23 protein-coding genes are annotated in these 18,645 nt (G+C 27.6%); 19 read left to right on the top strand and 4 right to left on the bottom strand.

Going from position 1 to position 18,645, the window contains the following annotated elements:
* Positions 1 to 17: 17 nt before the first annotated feature.
* Both ACFYH6_RS14875 and ACFYH6_RS14870 read right to left on the bottom strand, forming a co-directional pair.
* Entirely contained in the window at positions 18 to 875 is an 858-nt protein-coding gene (locus tag ACFYH6_RS14875; protein WP_416246479.1) for an IS3 family transposase, read from the bottom strand.
* A gap of 11 nt (positions 876 to 886) precedes the next feature.
* A complete protein-coding gene (locus ACFYH6_RS14870; protein ID WP_316345662.1) occupies positions 887 to 1,213 on the bottom strand; it encodes a transposase in 327 nt (108 codons plus the stop codon).
* A 298-nt stretch (positions 1,214 to 1,511) separates the two neighbouring features.
* On the opposite strand from ACFYH6_RS14870, the gene ACFYH6_RS14865 reads away from it, so the two are divergent.
* The 12 genes from ACFYH6_RS14865 (at position 1,512) to hisE (ending at position 10,302) form a co-directional block, all read left to right on the top strand.
* On the top strand, positions 1,512 to 1,976 hold the full coding sequence (locus ACFYH6_RS14865; protein ID WP_416178199.1) for a GNAT family N-acetyltransferase: 465 nt from the start codon (positions 1,512 to 1,514) through the stop codon (positions 1,974 to 1,976).
* A 33-nt stretch (positions 1,977 to 2,009) separates the two neighbouring features.
* Positions 2,010 to 2,510 (top strand): GNAT family N-acetyltransferase, encoded by a 501-nt coding sequence (locus ACFYH6_RS14860; protein WP_416178200.1) that lies wholly within the window; start codon positions 2,010 to 2,012, stop codon positions 2,508 to 2,510.
* Positions 2,511 to 2,806: 296 nt separating this feature from the next.
* On the top strand, positions 2,807 to 3,949 hold the full coding sequence (hisZ, locus tag ACFYH6_RS14855; protein ID WP_416178201.1) for an ATP phosphoribosyltransferase regulatory subunit: 1,143 nt from the start codon (positions 2,807 to 2,809) through the stop codon (positions 3,947 to 3,949).
* On the top strand, positions 3,939 to 4,571 hold the full coding sequence (hisG, locus tag ACFYH6_RS14850; protein ID WP_416178202.1) for an ATP phosphoribosyltransferase: 633 nt from the start codon (positions 3,939 to 3,941) through the stop codon (positions 4,569 to 4,571). The genes hisZ and hisG overlap by 11 nt, the downstream gene beginning before the upstream one ends.
* A 23-nt stretch (positions 4,572 to 4,594) precedes the next feature.
* A complete protein-coding gene (gene hisD, locus ACFYH6_RS14845; protein WP_416178203.1) occupies positions 4,595 to 5,884 on the top strand; it encodes a histidinol dehydrogenase in 1,290 nt (429 codons plus the stop codon).
* The gene (gene hisC / locus ACFYH6_RS14840) at positions 5,877 to 6,926 is read left to right on the top strand and encodes a histidinol-phosphate transaminase (protein WP_416178204.1); all 1,050 of its coding nucleotides are present in this window, start codon (positions 5,877 to 5,879) and stop codon (positions 6,924 to 6,926) included. Before hisD ends, hisC begins: the two co-directional genes overlap by 8 nt.
* Before the next feature lie 9 nt (positions 6,927 to 6,935).
* Positions 6,936 to 7,529, top strand: a complete 594-nt coding sequence (gene hisB / locus ACFYH6_RS14835) for an imidazoleglycerol-phosphate dehydratase HisB (protein ID WP_416178205.1) — start codon at positions 6,936 to 6,938, stop codon at positions 7,527 to 7,529.
* A 14-nt stretch (positions 7,530 to 7,543) separates the two neighbouring features.
* Positions 7,544 to 8,158 carry an imidazole glycerol phosphate synthase subunit HisH gene (hisH, locus tag ACFYH6_RS14830; RefSeq protein WP_416178206.1) on the top strand — a complete coding sequence of 205 codons (615 nt, stop codon included), beginning with the start codon at positions 7,544 to 7,546 and terminating at the stop codon, positions 8,156 to 8,158.
* The gene (gene hisA / locus ACFYH6_RS14825; protein WP_416178207.1) at positions 8,155 to 8,868 is read left to right on the top strand and encodes a 1-(5-phosphoribosyl)-5-[(5-phosphoribosylamino)methylideneamino]imidazole-4-carboxamide isomerase; all 714 of its coding nucleotides are present in this window, start codon (positions 8,155 to 8,157) and stop codon (positions 8,866 to 8,868) included. The genes hisH and hisA overlap by 4 nt, the downstream gene beginning before the upstream one ends.
* Positions 8,869 to 8,876: 8 nt before the next feature.
* Entirely contained in the window at positions 8,877 to 9,635 is a 759-nt protein-coding gene (gene hisF / locus ACFYH6_RS14820; RefSeq protein WP_416178208.1) for an imidazole glycerol phosphate synthase subunit HisF, read from the top strand.
* A 2-nt stretch (positions 9,636 to 9,637) separates the two neighbouring features.
* A complete protein-coding gene (gene hisI / locus ACFYH6_RS14815; RefSeq protein WP_416178209.1) occupies positions 9,638 to 9,964 on the top strand; it encodes a phosphoribosyl-AMP cyclohydrolase in 327 nt (108 codons plus the stop codon).
* Between the two features lie 11 nt (positions 9,965 to 9,975).
* Positions 9,976 to 10,302, top strand: coding sequence for a phosphoribosyl-ATP diphosphatase (gene hisE / locus ACFYH6_RS14810; protein WP_416178210.1), 327 nt, complete (start codon positions 9,976 to 9,978; stop codon positions 10,300 to 10,302).
* 232 nt (positions 10,303 to 10,534) lie between these two features.
* Here the strand turns inward: hisE and ACFYH6_RS14805 are convergent, their stop codons facing one another.
* Both ACFYH6_RS14805 and ACFYH6_RS14800 read right to left on the bottom strand, forming a co-directional pair.
* Positions 10,535 to 10,744 carry a hypothetical protein gene (locus tag ACFYH6_RS14805; RefSeq protein ID WP_316342246.1) on the bottom strand — a complete coding sequence of 70 codons (210 nt, stop codon included), beginning with the start codon at positions 10,742 to 10,744 and terminating at the stop codon, positions 10,535 to 10,537.
* A gap of 163 nt (positions 10,745 to 10,907) precedes the next feature.
* Complete coding sequence (locus ACFYH6_RS14800) at positions 10,908 to 11,675, bottom strand: histidinol phosphate phosphatase (protein ID WP_416178211.1); 768 nt, start codon at positions 11,673 to 11,675, stop codon at positions 10,908 to 10,910.
* 125 nt (positions 11,676 to 11,800) lie between these two features.
* Between ACFYH6_RS14800 and ACFYH6_RS14795 the strand changes: the two genes are divergently transcribed.
* From ACFYH6_RS14795 to clpP, 7 genes are all read left to right on the top strand, one after another.
* Positions 11,801 to 12,142, top strand: coding sequence for a hypothetical protein (locus ACFYH6_RS14795; protein ID WP_316342248.1), 342 nt, complete (start codon positions 11,801 to 11,803; stop codon positions 12,140 to 12,142).
* A 13-nt stretch (positions 12,143 to 12,155) separates the two neighbouring features.
* Entirely contained in the window at positions 12,156 to 13,403 is a 1,248-nt protein-coding gene (locus tag ACFYH6_RS14790; protein WP_416178212.1) for a TcaA 3rd/4th domain-containing protein, read from the top strand.
* Positions 13,404 to 13,420: 17 nt separating this feature from the next.
* The gene (locus ACFYH6_RS14785; protein ID WP_416178213.1) at positions 13,421 to 14,746 is read left to right on the top strand and encodes a murein hydrolase activator EnvC family protein; all 1,326 of its coding nucleotides are present in this window, start codon (positions 13,421 to 13,423) and stop codon (positions 14,744 to 14,746) included.
* A 681-nt stretch (positions 14,747 to 15,427) separates the two neighbouring features.
* The gene (locus ACFYH6_RS14780) at positions 15,428 to 15,604 is read left to right on the top strand and encodes a hypothetical protein (RefSeq protein ID WP_316345335.1); all 177 of its coding nucleotides are present in this window, start codon (positions 15,428 to 15,430) and stop codon (positions 15,602 to 15,604) included.
* A gap of 80 nt (positions 15,605 to 15,684) precedes the next feature.
* Positions 15,685 to 16,485: a hypothetical protein gene (locus ACFYH6_RS14775; protein ID WP_416178214.1), complete on the top strand. Its 801-nt coding sequence runs from the start codon at positions 15,685 to 15,687 to the stop codon at positions 16,483 to 16,485.
* Between the two features lie 107 nt (positions 16,486 to 16,592).
* Positions 16,593 to 17,876 carry a trigger factor gene (tig, locus tag ACFYH6_RS14770; RefSeq protein ID WP_416178215.1) on the top strand — a complete coding sequence of 428 codons (1,284 nt, stop codon included), beginning with the start codon at positions 16,593 to 16,595 and terminating at the stop codon, positions 17,874 to 17,876.
* 155 nt (positions 17,877 to 18,031) lie between these two features.
* A complete protein-coding gene (clpP, locus tag ACFYH6_RS14765) occupies positions 18,032 to 18,628 on the top strand; it encodes an ATP-dependent Clp endopeptidase proteolytic subunit ClpP (RefSeq protein WP_316345332.1) in 597 nt (198 codons plus the stop codon).
* Positions 18,629 to 18,645 lie beyond the last annotated feature (17 nt).

Raw genomic sequence — 18,645 nt, 5'->3', positions numbered from 1 at the left:
AATAGGAAAAAGACTCTTTATGCGGCATGAGACTTATATTGAATAGGACTCATGCCATATTTTAGTTGTATTCGTTCATTGTTATAAAACCAAATATATTCATTGATTTCATTTATTATATTTTCCGCTCCTTGTGTTTTACTTAAGTATATTAATTCTGATTTTAAATGACCGAAGAATATTTCAATAGGAGCATTATCCCAACAGTTTCCACGACGAGACATGGACTGAGTAATACAATGCCTTTTTAAATCATCGCAATAAGCTTTTCTTGTATATTGAAATCCTTGATCTGTATGCAATATACATCCTTCTTTCAATTGTAGATCATATAGCTGCTCTAATGTATCATTAACTAGTTTTACATCATTTCGAGTACTCATGTTATAAGCAATAATTTGATTATTATATAAATCTTTTACTGCACTTAAATATAAAAATCGACGACTAGATTTATCTAGAGGAATATATGTTATATCCATGCATAACTTCGTTAACGGTCTAATTGCTGCAAAGTCTCTATTCAATATATTCTTCGCTACTGATGCAGGTTTAAACTTATGCTTATATACTTTTTTACGTATAACAGCTTTTATATTCATTTCATTCATTAGTCTATATACACGCTTATGATTGATTTCAATTCCTAATATATTATTAAGATAAATGCATATTCTCTTTCTTCCATAAGTTCCTCTGTATTTATTATGTATATCTAGTATATGGCTCTTAATTATTCTATCTTGGATATCCTTTTCTGTAACTATATCCTTACGTTTAAGCCACTTATAATAGGAGCTACGCGCTACTTTTGCCAATAGGCAAAGGCGAGAAATACAATATCGCTCTGATAATAAAAATATAATTTTGTAGATATTAATTCGCTTTATTCTTTTATCAGAGCTTGCAATTTTTTTAGGAATTCATTCTCCATTCTTAAATACTCAACTTCTTCTTCTATTGATGAAAATTTAGTTTTTGGTCGCCCTTTCCGTGAGCCATTAGCTTGAATTTTAGATTTTTTACCTCTATTTTCAATATCGAAAGCTTTATCACCTTCAGCTTGATATTTTTTTACCCAATCATAAACCCTCTTTTTTTCACTTAAACCTAATTCCTTTGCAATTGTATTTGCTCCTATATGTTTATTTAAATACATATCAACTGCTTTTAATTTAGTTTCTTTTGTATATTTTTTTTGAACCTTACTCATAAAAAATCCCCTCCATAGTAAACAAATATTTAACCTAATTATAAAGGTCTTTTTATATTTGTCTACCATAAGGGGATTATACTAAATAATGATGAAATTATTTAGAAAAACCCTTATAATAGTATTAATATAGTAATTGTAATGAGGGGTTTATGTAAAAAGTTAAAATTTAGAATATAGATTTTCTGATATAATTTAAACTAATGAAATATATCCATTTTAGAAACTCCGTTAGGAGTTTCTTCTTTAATTTTACATTTTACATTCTTCATTATACATTAAAACAAGGGGGCTAAATATGAAAAATTTAATTATTAGAAAGGCAAGAGCCGGAGATGAATTAGGAGTTTTAAATTTAGTAAAGGAGGCTTTAGAGCCTTATGGATTAGAGTTAAATCCAGCAGCAGAAGACTTAGATGTTACTAATATACCTAAATACTATATGGAGAATCATGGGGATTTCGAAGTTATAGAATATATGGGTAATATAATAGGAAGCTATGGCATCTATAGAATAGATACAGAAACTTGTGAGCTTAGGAAAATGTATTTAAAGCAGAATTTTCAAGGAATGGGCCTTGGAAATATAATGATAGAAAATTCCATTAAAATTGCAAAGTCATTAGGATACAAAAGAATTACTTTGCAAACTAATTCGCTTTTATATAAAGCAACAAAACTATATAAGAAATATGGATTTGAAGAACTAAAAGAAGATGTATGTGAAAGATGTGATTTAGCAATGTTTAGAAATATAGCTTAGAATATGTATTTCTAAAATTAAGAGAGGTTATTTATGAAATATTATGATACTAATATAGAAAATTTAAAGATTAGAGAAACAACAGAAGAAGATTGTAGTCTTATATTATCTCTAATTAAAGAAATTGCAGAGTATGAAAAGATGTCAGACCAAGTAGTAGCTACCGAAGAAAGCCTAAAAGAATCTATATTTAGAAATAAAAGAGCTGAAGTAGTAATTCTAGAGCTAAATGGAGAAGCTGTAGGCTATGCTTTATATTTTTATAATTACTCTACTTTTATTGGTAAAAGTGGATTATACTTAGAAGATATTTTTATTAAAAAAGAATTTAGAGGTAAAGGAATAGGCAAGGAAGTTTTTAAATTCCTTATTAAAAAAGCAAAAGAAGAGGGATGTAAGAGAATGGAGTGGACATGCCTTAATTGGAATGAGCCATCAATTAAATTTTACAAATCCTTAGGAGCGGTTCCTATGGATGATTGGACTATATATAGATTAACTGAAAAAGAAATAAATAAATTAAGTGAAATGTAAATAGAAGGTGCTAACGCACAATGTAAAATTAATAATGAAAAATGTAAAATTAATGAATAAACTCCGTTGGGAGTTTCTAAAATATATATTTTTCAGTAATTCGAAAGGAATTACATCAATAATTCTACATTCTACATTCATAAAAAAGGAGTTGCATAAGCAACTCCTTTTTTGGAATAATATGCAAATTTTATTTTTTTATTTTGTAAATTTTCTCGTAAATAATTGACAGTAGAAAAATATGGGTGTATTATTTTTATAACGCTTTAAAGTGATAAAGTGATAAAGGAGGGCTTATGTATAAGAATATTATTCCTGATGGGACAAGAGATTTAACTAATGAAGAGTGTATAAAAAGAGATAAAGTTATAAATTTAATTAATAACACCTTTGATTTATGGGGATATAAGGAAGTAATTACACCTAGTATAGAGTTTTATGATGGCTTCAGGTATGAGTATTCAGGCTTAAGAGAAGAGAATATTTATAAGTTTTTTGACTCTAAAGGAAGAATATTAGCACTAAGACCAGATATGACAATTCCTATAGTAAGGCTTGTTTCTACAAGGTTTAAGGATGTAAATGAAAGTATAAAGTTAAGATATACATCAAATATATTTAGAGTTTTTGAAGATTTTAGTGGAAAAAGAAATGAGTACACTGATTGTGGAATTGAGCTAATTACAAAGGAAAAAGATTTTTCAGATTTAGAAGTTTTAATAATTGCTATCGAAGCATTAAAATCAACTGGGGCAAAGAATTTTAAGATTGAGATAGGAGAAGTTAACTTTTTTAAAGCTGCTATAGAAGACTTAAATATATCAAAGGAAGAAAAGCTTTTATTATCTGAGTTAATAGAAAATAAGAAAATACAAGATTTAAATTTACTTTTAGAAAAATTAGACCTAGATGAAAATATAAAAAATACTTTTTATAAGTTACCTTTTATATTTGGTGATGGAATAGAAGTTCTTAATAGTTATAAGGAAATATCCTTTAATGAAAATATGTTAGAAAGCATAAAAACCTTAGAAAGCTTAGCTTATAGATTAGAAAGCTTAGGTTATAAGGATTATATAACCTTTGATTTAGGAATAACACCAAGTGTTAATTACTATACTGGAATAATTTTCAGAGGCTTCGTTGAAGGATCTGGTAATGTGGTTTTAAGTGGTGGACGATATGATAATTTAATAAAGTCTGGTAAAAAGGATTTTAAAGCTATAGGATTTTCTATAAATGTAGATGAATTAGTAAGTATATTACCAATGAACCTAGAGCATAAAACTAAGTTTAAAATTATCTTTAATAAGGAAAAAGAAATAGAAGCAATTAAAGAAAGTATGAAGCTTAGAAGTGAAGGCTATGTAGTTGAGGTAATACCTTCAACTGAAGAAAAGGAAATAAGAATAGTTAGGGAGGAATATTATGGGGGTTAGTATTGCTTTAACAAAAGGTAGGTTAGAAAAAGAGGCTATTAAGATTTTCGAAAGAGCTGGTTTTGGGGTAGATAATTTAAAAGATAAAGGGCGTAAATTGGTTTTTAATGATACTAAATATGATATAGATTATTTTTTAGTAAAATCTAATGATTGTATAACTTACGTAGAGCATGGGGTAGCAGATGTAGGTATAGTAGGATTAGATTCACTTTTAGAAAAAAATAATAATTGTTATGAGCTTATAGATTTAGGGGTAGGTAAGTGTAAGTTTATAGTAGCATCTATGCCAGACAAGGACTTGTTTAAAATGAAAGGCCATATAAAGATAGGAACAAAGTATCCTAAGGTGGCTAAGGATTATTTTAAACAAAATAATATAGATGTAGAAATTATAAAAATTGAGGGATCAGTAGAGCTAGCACCAATTCTTTGCTTATGTGATGGAATTGTAGATATTATGGAAACTGGAACTACATTAAAGGAAAATGGATTAGTAGTATCAAGAGAAATAAAAGATATAAGTGCTAGATTAATAGTAAATAAAGCAAGTTTTAAGCTTAAGAAAAAGGAAATTGATTTTATTTTAGAAAGCGTAAGGCAATCAATAAGCAATAAATAAGCAATAAATAAAGAGGTGGGGCTATGTTGAAAATATTTGATTTATCTAAGGATAAAGAAAGTGATATTTTAAAGATAATACAAAATAGAGATGATGAAGGTACAGATGTTTTAAATGTAGTTAATAATATTTTAAAAGATGTAAGAAAAAATGGGGACAAGTCTTTAAATTATTATACAAAGCAATTTGATAAGGTTGATATAGATAACTTAAGAGTTTCTAATGAAGAAATAGAAGAAGCCTTTACTAAGGTGGAAGAAGATTTTATTGTTGCTATGAAATTAGCAATTAATAATATTGAAGAATATCACAAAAAGCAAGTTAGAAGTGGATATTCAATTGAAAAAGAAAATGGAATATTTATGGGGCAAATAATATTACCATTACAAAGAATAGGGGTATATGTACCAGGGGGAACTGCAGCATATCCATCTTCGGTTGCAATGAATGTAATACCAGCAAAGGTGGCTGGAGTTGAAGAAATTGTAATGATTACACCACCTTCAGCAGATGAAGGAATTAATCCATATATTTTAGTAACTGCAAAGCTAGCTGGAGTTAGTGAAATATACAAGGCTGGTGGAGCTCAAGGTATAGCTGCTTTAGCTTATGGAACGGAAAGTATAAAAAAGGTAGATAAGATAGTAGGTCCAGGAAATATATATGTAGCTACAGCTAAGAAATTAGTTTTTGGGGATGTAGATATAGATATGGTGGCAGGACCTAGTGAAATATTAATTGTTGCAGATGAAAATGCTAATGCTAAGTATATTGCAGCAGATTTAATGTCACAAGCTGAACATGATAAGTTAGCATCATCTATATTATTAACAACTTCTTATGAAAAATATAAAGAAGTATTAGAAGAGTTTAATAAACAAATTACTTCATTAACAAGAAGAGAAATAATAGAATCATCATTAAATAATTATGGTATGTGCGTTATATGTAAGGATATTAATGAGTGTATAAAAATATCAAATAAAATTGCACCAGAGCATTTAGAGTTAATGGTTGAAAATGCTCCTGATTATCTTGGACAAGTTAAGAATGCAGGATCAATATTTTTAGGGTATTATTCACCAGAACCTTTAGGAGATTATTTTGCTGGACCAAATCATGTTTTACCTACTAATGGAACAGCTAGATTTTCATCACCACTTGGTGTAGATAGCTTTATTAAGAAAAGCTCATATTTACATTATTCAAAGGAAGCTTTAAATAGTGTAGGAGATAAGATAATGCTTTTAGCAGAAAAAGAAGGGTTAACAGCTCATGGAAATTCTATAAAGGTGAGGTTAGAAAATGATTAAAGATATAGGTGTGTATTCAAATAATAATAATACAAAAATAAGATTAAATGGAAATGAAAGTCCAGTTGAAATAAATGAAAATAAGCTTACAAGTGTAGTTGAAGCTTTAAAGAATATTGAGTTAAATAGATATCCAGATAGCGATAGTGATGCTTTAAGAGAGGCATATAGTAAATATGCAGAAGTGAAAAAGGAAAATGTTATTGCTGGTAATGGTTCAGATGAAATGCTTAATTTAGTTATTAGTAAAATTATTTCTAAAGGAGATAAGATATTAACACTAAGCACTGATTTTGTAATGTATGATTTTTATACAAATATAAATGAGGGTGGAATTGTTAAGTATGATTTTGACTTAGATAAAGGCTTTAATGTTGATGATTTTATTAAGTTAGGACAAAGTGATGATATTAAATTAATATTATTTTCTAATCCTAACAATCCAACAGGTTATGGATTTACTATTGATGATATAAAAAAGCTTTTAGATGCTTTTAAAGATAAGGTTGTTTTAGTAGATGAAGCTTATTACGAGTTTTATGGAGTATCAGCTATTTCACTTATAAATGAATATAAGAATTTACTTGTAACAAGAACTTTATCAAAGGCCTGGGGATTAGCAGCTTTAAGAGTTGGATTTTTAATAGGAAATGAAGAAAGTATTGCAGAATTATTAAAGTATAAAACACCTTATAATGTAAATTCTTTATCTCAAGAAATAGCAATAAATTATTTAAAGGATAGTAAAGATTTATTAAATAATTTAGATTACATTATTTCTGAAAGAGAAAGATTTTATAAGGAATTAAAAGAAATTGAAGATGAAGTTTTAAATAAATATAAAGAGGTTAAAATTAAGTTTTATCCTTCTAAAGCAAATTTTATATATGGAAAAACTGAATTTAAAGACAAGTTAATTGAGACTTTAGAAAAAGAAGATATAACAATAAGAGTTTTTGAAGATGAAAGATTTAGAATCACTATTGGTTTAGAAGAAGAAAATTCAAAGGTTTCAAAAGCAATAAAGAAGATTTTCTTGTAGGAGGGTTATATGGATAGAGTAGCTAGTGTAAATAGAACTACAAAAGAAACAAGTATTTCCTTAAAAATCAATTTAGATGGTAAAGGAATAAGTAATATAAAAACTCCAGTTGGATTTTTAAATCATATGCTTACTTTATTTTCATTTCACAGTTCTATAGATATTGATTTATTTGCAGAAGGAGATATTGATGTTTGTGATCATCACTTAGTTGAAGATATAGGAATTTCTTTAGGTAAGGCCTTAGATGAAGCATTAGGAGATAAAAAAGGAATAAAGAGATATGGAAATTCATTTCTTCCTATGGATGAAACCTTATGTCAAGCTATCATAGACTTAAGTGGACGTAGTTTCTTACATTTTGAAGGAGAATTTAAAAGAGAACAAATAGGAAATTTTTCAACAGAAATGACTAAGGAATTCTTTAGAGCTGTTGCAATGAATTCAAATTCTACATTACATCTTAGAATTCTATATGGAGAAAATGATCATCATAAAATAGAAGCTATGTTTAAAGCTTATGGAAGATGTTTAAAGGAAGCAATTTCTTATAATGAAGATAGAGAAATGGTACTTTCTACAAAGGGATCATTAAATATTTAGCAAGGTGGGGTAGTATGATTGCTATTATTGATTATGGAATGGGGAACTTAAAAAGTGTTAAAAATGCTTTAGACTTTTTAGGTATTCCATCAGTTGTTACAAAGGATAAAGAGGTAATTAGTAACTCAAGTGCTATTATATTACCTGGGGTAGGTGCCTTTAAGCAGGCTATGGATAACTTAAAAGATGATAATTTAGATATATTTATAGAGGACTTAGCTAATGAAGGAAAACTAATTCTTGGAATATGCTTAGGTATGCAAATATTATTTGAAGAAGGCTTTGAAGGCGATAGATGTAAGGGTCTAGGGCTTATTAAAGGTAATATAAGAAAAATTGAACCAAAGGAAAAGGTTAAAATTCCACATATGGGATGGAATAAAATAGTTATTAACAATAATGATGATATTATAAGTGGATTATCTGGGGATAATTTCCTATATTATGTGCATAGTTTTATGGCTTGTGAATATATGGATGAAAATCTTATTGCTTATTCTAATTATGGAGGCGTGAAGGTTCCAGGAATAGTTAGAAAAGATAATGTAATAGGAATGCAGTTCCATCCAGAAAAAAGTGGAGAAACAGGTCTTAATTTATTAAAAAAATTTGGGGAGATGATAAAGTGAAAGTAATTCCAGCTATTGATATTATTGGTGGTAAAGCAGTTAGATTATTTCAAGGTGATTATAATAAAACAGATTTTATTGGACAAGATGTTCTAGAGCTAGCAAAGTCTTTCGTAGATAGTGGTGCGGATTTAATTCACTTAGTTGATTTAGATGGAGCTAAAGCAGGAAAATTAGTTAATAAAGATACTATATTAGAAGTTGTAAAAACTTTAAAGGTAGATGTTGAAGTTGGTGGAGGCATAAGAAATTATGATGATATCAAAGCTTTAATAGATGGGGGAGTAGCAAGAGTTATATTAGGTACTGTTGCTATAGAAAATAGAGATTTATTAGTAAAAGTAGTAAAAGATTTTGGAGATAGAATAGCTGTTGCTGTAGACTTTAAGGATGGCTATATTTGCACAAAAGGTTGGATAGATAAAAGTGATGTTCATTATATGGACTTAATAAAGGATATGGAAGCAATAGGCGTAAGTAATATTATTGTTACAGATATAAGTAAAGACGGAACTTTAGCAGGAAGTAATGTAGGCATAATAAAGGATGTAAGTGAAGCTACTAAAATTGATGTAACAGCCTCTGGTGGAGTAAAAGATATTAATGATATTATTGCTTTAAAAGCTCTAGATGTTTATGGATGTATAGTTGGTAAAGCTATTTATTCTAAAACTATAGATATTAAAGAAGCTATAAATCTATGTAAGTAGGTGATATTATGCATACTAAAAGAATTATCCCTTGTCTTGATGTTAAAGACGGAAAAGTAGTTAAGGGAATTAATTTTGTAGGATTAAAAGAAGTTGGAGATCCTGTAGATTTAGCAGAGGAATATTATAAGCAAGGTGCAGATGAATTAGTATTTTTAGATATAACTGCATCTCATGAAAAAAGAAAAACTATTATAGATGTAGTTGAAAAAGTAGCTGAAAAAATATTTATTCCTTTTACTGTAGGTGGAGGAATAACTACAATCGAAGAAATTAGAGGAATACTGAGAGCAGGTGCAGATAAAATAAGCTTAAATTCTGCTGCTATTAGAAATCCTAAGTTAATTCAAGAAGGTGCTTATTACTTTGGAAATCAATGTATGGTTTTAGCTGTTGATGCTAAGAGAAAAGATAAAGACAACTGGACTGTTTATATAAATGGTGGAAGAGTAGATACAGGAATAGATTTATTTAAATGGATAGAAGAGGCTCATAGCTTAGGTGCAGGAGAAATATTGTTAACTTCAATGGATGCTGATGGAACTAAAAAGGGTTTTGACCTTGAGGTTACTAGTAGAGTTAGTAATATAGTAGATATTCCAGTAATAGCTTCAGGTGGCTGTGGGAAGATAGAAGATTTCAAAGATGTATTTATAGATGGAAAAGCTGATGCAGCACTAGCAGCTTCATTATTTCACTATGGAGATCTTACAGTTAAGGAAGTTAAGGAATATCTTAGAGAAAATAATATAGAGGTTAGGTTATAGATATGGATTTTAATATTGATTTAATAGATTTTGAAAAGGGAAATGGATTACTTCCAGCTATAGTACAAGATTATAAAACTAAGGAAGTCTTAATGCTTGCTTATATGTCAAAGGAAAGCTTAAAGAAGACTTTAGAAGATAAAACTACTTGGTTTTATAGTAGAAGTAGACAAGAGCTTTGGAATAAAGGAGCTACTTCTGGACATTTTCAAATTGTTAAAGAACTATATTTAGACTGTGATTTAGATACTATTTTAGTTTTAGTTGAACAAAAGGGAGTAGCTTGTCATACTGGGGAAAGAAGCTGCTTTCATAAAAAGTTATTATAAGGGGCGATAAAATGGAAAAGGTTATAGCAGAACTTTATGAGGTAATAAAGGGTAGAAAAGAAGGTGGAGATGAAAAATCTTACACAAGCTATTTATTTACTAAAGGAATAGATAAAATACTTAAAAAGCTTGGTGAAGAATGTACGGAAGTTATTATTAGTGCAAAAAATGATAACAAAGAAGAACAAGTAGGAGAAATTGGGGATTTAATTTATCACTTATTAGTTTTAATGGTAGAGTCTGAGGTAACTCTAGAAGAGGTAGAAGAAGAGTTAAAAAAGAGAAGAAGCAAGGTTAATAATTTGAAGGATGAGAGAAGAGAAATAGAAAACCTGTAGTTAATGCATAATGCGTAATGGATAATGCATAATTAAGGAAATAACTCATCGTAGCTGAGTTATTAAAAAATGAAAGAATTAAAAAATGAAAGAATGAAGGACTCATTTGGAATTGTTATTAAGAAAGTAATATTGATATGTGATATAAAAAGTGGACAATAAATAATTGTCCATTTTTTCTTGGAAATAGTAATAGTTTCTATTAATTTATATATCAAAATAATAAAAAATATTATTCTTTTGTTTTATAATTATCATCTTTAGTTTCTATGTTTTCTTCTTTTGATTTTATGGCAGAGACTATAGCACCTGTACATCCACAAATTATAACTGATTGAATTATAATTTGGTTATATATGATATCGTTAGAAGAGTTATTTAGTAATTCTGATAAAATTAATGTTACGAAAATTCCAATTAATCCGTAAAAAAAAGCTCTCACTGCGGCTCTCCTTTCTTTGTATAAGATGTAATTATTTATTAATACATATTTATATTATACCTTTTAGAGGAGAGTCATTCTATAAAAAAGTAATATTTATATAATTTTAATGAAAAAAACCTCTGTTAAAAAACAAAGGTTTTTTCATTATTTATTTTTAAAATTAAAAGAACTCCATCTTTCTTTTATTAAAGTAGACTCCTTTAAGTCCTAAATCTTCTATGAATTTTAAAGCTAGGTCAAAATTTCTATTTATATTTAAATGGCTATGTGCATCTGAGCCCAGGGTTACATATTTCCCACCTAAGTCAAAGTAAAGCTTGTAAATATCTTTTAAAGCTTTATTTGCCTCAGGAATATGAAGTCTTGAAGTATTTAATTCTAATACTTTTCCTTTATTTATTAAAGTAGTAAAAATTTCAGAAAGTATATCTTTGAATTCATTTACTAGGATTTCTTTATTGTCAAAGGAACAATATCTACAGGGGTAATCTATATGGGATAATGAGTCAAAATTATTATATATTTGAACACATTTTAGCATATCTTCAAAATAATAAGTGAAAAATTCCTTCTTATTATAGCCTTGGTGTACATATTCTTCGTATATATCTAAGCCTCTAACTGCATGGATAGATCCTAAAATAAAATCAAAGTCATAGTTTTTAGCAATAAGCTCATTATCTAAAAGAGTGTTTTCTGTTAAACCTATTTCAATTCCAAGTTTTACTTTATCAGAACGGTACTTTTCATATTCAGAAAAATAGCTAGGAATATGAAATTTAAATTCATCTTTTACAGGATAGTCTAAGTCCATATGATCAGTAATAATTATCCCAATATTATTTTTATTTCCTACTTTAATAGCATCTTCTATATTCATATTACTATCAGTAGAAAATTTTGAGTGCATATGACTATCAAATATCATTTATTTACCTCCTTTTTTATATTAAATTATAGCATAGTATTTCTATAATTTGACTATTTTATTGTCTTGATTAATATTACTAATAAAGATAAAATTAAAGTACATTAAGGCAAAGGTGTGGTATTATGGAAAAATTATTTGAAATAAAGGATTTAGTGTTTTATAAGGAAGAATTCTTAGATAATATAGAAGAATTTGAAGACATAATAAGTCTTATTAAAGAACTTAGTCCAGAACTTCAATATGAAAAAATAGAAGTAGTAGGAGAAAATGATTGTTGTGAGGCAACAAATGAAAACTACATAGTAGAAATTCAAGGCTTTTTAAATGAAGAGGATGATTTCTTTACTAAGGAAGAAGTAGAATTATTAAGTAAAGAAAAACCAATGGGAATCCTTGATATGTTTGTTATTAGAATATATAAATGTCTAAATTGTCAAAAATGGATAATAGATATTTTAGAATAAAGGGTGAAATTTATTGAACAAGTTAAAAGAAGTTCTTAAATACTTAAGAGAATATTTTAATTTATTAAAAGAAGATATTAGTGGTGTGAAGCTTTCAACTTTAAAGGAATTCTTAATTAAGAGAAAGTTTCTTTTAATAGGTGTACTTTTACTTTTCACATTAATGGGATTTAGCGTTGGAAGTTATAAATCAAGTAAAAATATAATCTTAAAAAATTTAGAGATAGCATTAAAGGATAATAGACCAGGTAAAATTTATAGGGAAGTAAAATTTCAAAATAAAAGAATAAGCAAAAGTGATTTTGAACCCTTAGCTGAATATTATTCTGAAAATCCATCTAGAGTAAGTAATATAATTAAAGATTTAAAGAATAATGGAGAAAGTAGATATTTTACTTTAGTAAATAAAAAAATATTGTTTTTTGATAACTATCATATAGAAATATCCCCTGTAGCTATTAAAATTAATACAAATTTTGATAATTCTGAAGTATATATAAATGATAAGGAAATTACAGATACAAATTTAATAACAAATTTAATTCCTGGGAAATATTTAATTAAAGGAAAATTAAATACTTTGTATGGATTAGTTGAAGCAGAAAAGGAATTATATATAGTAGAAAATATGGAATATAGTCTTAATATGCCAGCTTTAAATATTAATCTAACTTCTAACTTTGAAGATGCTGATGTATTTATTAATGATGAAAAAATTAATAAAAAGGTTAAGGATATAAAAAAATATGGTCCTATTCCATTAAATAAACAAATAAATATACAATTACAAAAAGAATTCCCCTGGGGAGTTATAAAGAGTGATAAGGTACAGGTTTCAAGTTTGCCTAATATAAATATAGATATAAACATGGTAAATGAGAAGCTTATTAATGATGTCAATAAGTCAACTGATATCTTTTATTCTAGTGTATTTAATGCATTAAATAGTTCAGATTCTTCATTAATTCTTAATTCTAAAGAGGACACAAGAAGTAAAATTTATGATAGCATAATAAGGGAAAGTTTATTTTTGAAAAACAATTACGAACTTAATGATTTAAAAACTGAATTAAAGAGTAGTGAGTTTTATTACGAAAATGGAACTTATAAAGGAAATGTAGTCATTAATTTAAATTATAATGTTAAAAAGAAATTATTACCCTTTTTAAAGAATAATGTTGAAGAAATGTTTTTAACACATATTGAGTATGAAGATAATAATTGGATTATTAATGATGTACAAAAATTTAGTATAGATTAACTAACGGAGGCATAGTTATGAGTAAAATATTAAGGACAATAACAATAGCTGTTACTGTAGTTTTTTCAGCGAATTTTTTAGCTTTTGCGGAGACAAGCTCCTCTTTACAAGATAAGATTAATGAAAATCAAAATCAAATTAATGATTTGGAGAATGAAAAAGATAAGATTGAGAGCGAAATAAATAGTCAAAATAATGAACTTAATGGCATATTAGATCAAATAAATGAAAAAAGTGCAGATTTAGAAGCTGCTAGAGAAGAAGTTAATTCTTATCAGGCTAAAATAGATGAAGTTCAAACTGAAATAGATAATATAAATAGTGAAATTTATAAATCACAAGTTGAAATTGAAAGTAGAGAAAAAATAATTGAAGAAAAAGAACAGGATGCTATAAAAATTAAGTCAAACATAGAAAAAAGGCTTAGAAATTACTATAAAATTGATGTAGCAAGTAATTACATATATTTACTTTTAAAAAGTGAAGACATACTTTCATTATTTAATAATCTTCAAAGTATTTTTAGATTAATAAATTTTGATAAGAAATTAATTAATGAAGCAAAAGAAATTCAGGCACAACTTGAAAAAGAAAAGGAAGAAATATCCAATCAATTAGCACAAATAGAAGAAAATAAGAAGGCAGTAGTAGCAAAACAAGATGAACTAAAAGAAGCACAAAAGGAATACTTAGCTAAAGAAGAATATCATCAAAGCAAGATTAATGAATTAAATAATTTAGAATCTGAAAAATCTAATTTGATAGCTTCTTTAACAGATCAAGGAAATGATTTGGAAAGTAAAATTGGAGATTTAGTTTCTTATAATGCAGAGCTTCAACAAGAGTTAGATAATATCTTTGCGGAAATAAATAATGGAAATAATTCAGGTGGTGGACAAGTTGCCACTCCAAGTACACCAGAAAATGGTGGAAGTGATGGTGTTCCAGGAGATCCAAGTATAGAGACCTTCTTAAGACCAGGATATGGAGCTGTTACTGATACATATGGCCCTAGAATCAATCCAGTTACTGGTCAAGCTGGTTTCCATACTGGAGTAGATTTAGGAGATCCTTATGGTGCACCAATTGCTGCATCTAAAAGTGGAGTAGTAGTATATTCAGGATGGATTAGTGGATATGGAAATACAATAATAATAGATCATGGAAGTGGAGTTCAAACTTTATATGGACATTGCAGTGAACTTCTTGTAGGAGTTGGTGCAACTGTTTATAGAGGACAAACTGTTGCTTTAGTTGGTTCAACAGGAATGAGTACAGGTCCTCATATACATTGGGAAATAAGAGTTAATGGACAACATACTGATCCTACACCATATGTATAAATAATAAAACTAAAAAATATAAATATTTAAATGAAGCTTTGAGAAGGAACTGCACCCTAAATGTTAGATATATTTTACCTAACATTTAGGGTATGTTTTTTTATGCAAAATATTTAGTGTGGAGAATTACACCTCAATAATATTTTAACAGACTATAAATCTATTTATAGTAATGTTATAATTGTAAATATATAGAAAAATATTACAATTTTTTGGTCCCCTGGGGTATGTTAAGGTAAGATGATATAAATATTAAAAATGGGGAATTGGAAGTTGTTATGGATTTTCAGAATATATATGATTAGATAAATAATATAAAAAAAGAACCTGTACAAGAGTATTGCACAGGTTAAAGGGTTTTATGTTCATTTAAGAAAGGGAATAAATGAACATATGTGGGGTTTTATTAAAACTGTTAATAAATTATTAACAGTAGTATGGGCTTTTTAGAAAATTAATTATATACAAAACATATAATATATATAAATATTATATTATTATTATAGTATAATTGGTCAAAAAATCCAATAGTTTTTATAAAAAAATCGAAAATGATGACATTTTAAAATAATATATCATTTAATGTATAAAAAATATATTCTTAAAATAAAATTAAAAAAATTTAAAATTTGTGGAGATTTGACTTAATTAAAGTATATAATATAAGTTGAGGTGATTTAAATGATAAATATTAATACAGAAGATTTATTGAAAGCTACGCCTGAATATGAAGAATATGACAAAAATGAGGCTCAGCTAACAGTAAAAGAATTAAGAGATTATGGTCTTCTTAAATGTGGGGGATGTTGCAGTACAAAAGGTGGAAAATCTTCTTGTGGCTGTGGAAGTAAAAGATAAAAGAATACTTAAACATTATATATAAATTATATAGTTAGTGTTTTTAATATAAATAATATTTTATAAGGAGGGGATTAGGTGTGAGAAAACCTAGCATATTCAGTAGAGACTATGAGAGGCAAATGAGAAAAAGAAGAAAAAGAATAGCTATAATATCAATTCTAGGAGTTCTTCTTATTGGTGTATTATTCTTAAAGATAGCTATGAATAGTATAAATATGGAAACCTTAAGGAATAAAGTCCAAAACTGGATAGATGAAGATAATAAAGATATTCAAGATGATACTAGTAATATAAGTGAAGAAAATATACAAGAAGAGATAACAAAAGAAGAAGCACCTAAGGAACCGGAAAGTAAGACAAAGGATTTAACTGTCAAGACAGGAGTTATATTAAAGGCAGAATATGAAGAGAATAATGGGGTAGTTAAGTTTAAGGGGATAAAAGATATTCCAAGTAATATTTATTATACATTAAATCAGGAGAAAAATTTAATTTTGACTATTGATGATACTCAAGATATGAAGATATTTAACATCGATGGAAAAGAAGCCATTATAACTAAAGATAAATATGTGGCTCCAAATGGAGAAGTGTTTAATAAAGCAGATGTTTTACAAACATATAATGGCTATCTATGGAATGTAGAAGCTAAATTTATTAGTAACACAAAAGTAGCTTATATAAGTAATGTTCCATACTTTGGATATGACTTAAGTAAATATATTTGGGTAGTAGATTTAAATGATAGTAATCATAAAACTTTATGGAATTCTAAGGGGAAAGAAGTTAAATTTGGTGAAATTAAAGAAAAAGGTTTAGAAGTTACTATAGATGGAAATGTTAAATATATAAACTCAAATGGAGAATTAATAAATTGAGGAAAATTAAATAAACAAATATTTGAAAGTAAACATTATTCTATGTTATAATAAGCTAGTTATATCAATAATGATAGTATCTTACTATTTTAGGAGGAAAGAATACGATGGAAGCTAAAATGGAAAAAATAGAGAAAAACCTTGTGAAACTTGAAATTACAGTTGAAGCTGATAAATTTCAAGAAGCTATAAAAAAAGCTTATAATAAAAATGTTAAGAACTTTAATGTGCCAGGATTCAGAAAAGGTAAGGTTCCTATGGCAATAGTAAAGAAATATTATGGAACTGGAATTTTAATGGAAGATGCAATAAATTTTGCAATAGATGGATCTTATTCAAAAGCATTAGAAGAAAATAACATAATTCCTGTTGACTATCCAAAGGTAGACATAGTAACAGCAGAAGAAGGAAAAGATTTCGTTTATACTGCTGAAGTTACAGTTTATCCAGAAGTTGAATTAGGAGAATACAAGGGATTAAATATTGAAAAACCATCTTACGAAGTAACAGAAGAAGATTTAGCAGCAAGATTAAAAGAAATGCAAGAAAAAAATGCAAGAATTGAAACTAAGGAAGATGGAGAAGTAGCTACTGGTGATACAGCAGTTATTGACTTTAAGGGCTATGTTGATGATGTAGCTTTTGAAGGTGGAGAAGGTAAGGACTATTCACTTGAAATAGGTTCAGGTACTTTCATAGATAATTTTGAAGAGCAATTAATAGGTGCTAAGGCTGGAGACAAAGTTGAAGTAAATGTAACTTTCCCAGAAAACTATGGTAAGGAAGAATTAAATAATAAGAAAGCTAAGTTTGAAGTTTTAGTAAAAGAAATAAAAGTGAAGGAATTACCAGAAATAGATGATGAATTCGCTAAAGAAACTTCAGAATTTGATACATTAGAAGAATTAAAGGCTGATTTAACTAAGAAAATGGAAGAAGCTAATGCAAATAGAGCTGAAAAAGAGCATGAAGATGCTATAATTAAAGCAGTTGTTGAAAATGCAAAAGTTGAAGTTCCATCAGTTATGGTAGAAAAAGAAATTGATGTTATGGTTCAAAACTTAGAGCAAAGACTTCAATATCAAGGATTAAACTTAGAACAATACTTCCAATTCACTGGAACAGATGAATCTAAGATGAGAGACTATATGAAGGAAAATGCTGAAGTTAAGGTTAAGACTGATTTAGTATTAGAAGCAATAGAAAAAGCAGAAAATATAGATGCTACTGAAGAAGAGTTAAAAGAAAAGGCTCAAGAAGTTGCAAAAATGTATTCAGCTGGAGATGACGAAAAAATGGTAGAATTACTATTAAACAGTCAAAAAGCTGCACTTATAGCAGATGTAAAAGTATCAAAAACTATAAAGTTATTAGTAGAAAACAATAAATAGTAATAAGTAGTAATTGCCAGGATTTAATTCTGGCAATTATTTCAAATATTCATTAACAAATTAAATAAAATTTTATATAATTTAATATAATTAGTTTTTATGGAATGTGGATATATTATAAAAGAAGGTAAGTTTTAGAGAAGGAGGGAATTTAAATGAGTTTAGTTCCAATGGTAGTAGAACAAACTAGTAGGGGAGAAAGATCTTACGATATTTTTTCAAGGTTATTAAAAGATAGAATCATAATGTTGAGCGGAGAAATAAATGATGATGTTGCTAATTTAGTAGTTGCTCAACTATTATTTTTAGAAAGTGAAGATCCAGATAAGGATATCCATTTATACATAAATAGTCCAGGAGGGTCAATAACTTCAGGAATGGCTATTTATGATACAATGCAATATGTAAAGCCAGATGTTTCAACTATATGTATAGGTATGGCTGCATCAATGGGCTCTTTCTTGCTTTCATCTGGAGCAAAGGGAAAAAGATTTGCTCTTCCAAACAGTGAAATTATGATTCATCAACCACTAGGTGGTTTCCAAGGGCAAGCAACAGATTTTGATATTCACGCTAAGAGAATATTAAAGATTAAGAAATCTTTAAATAGAATTTTAAGTGAAAATACAAATCAACCAATAGAGAAAATTGAATGTGATGTTGAAAGAGATTACTTTATGGGAGCAGAAGAAGCTATGAATTATGGTTTGGTAGATAAAGTAATAATTAAAAATGAAAAAGGTAGTAACTAATCAAAAGTTCTATCTTA

This window comes from Clostridium sp. HCS.1, assembly GCF_047900555.1.
Lineage (GTDB): Bacteria > Bacillota > Clostridia > Clostridiales > Clostridiaceae > Clostridium.
This window is presented reverse-complemented; position numbering and strand designations above follow the sequence as displayed.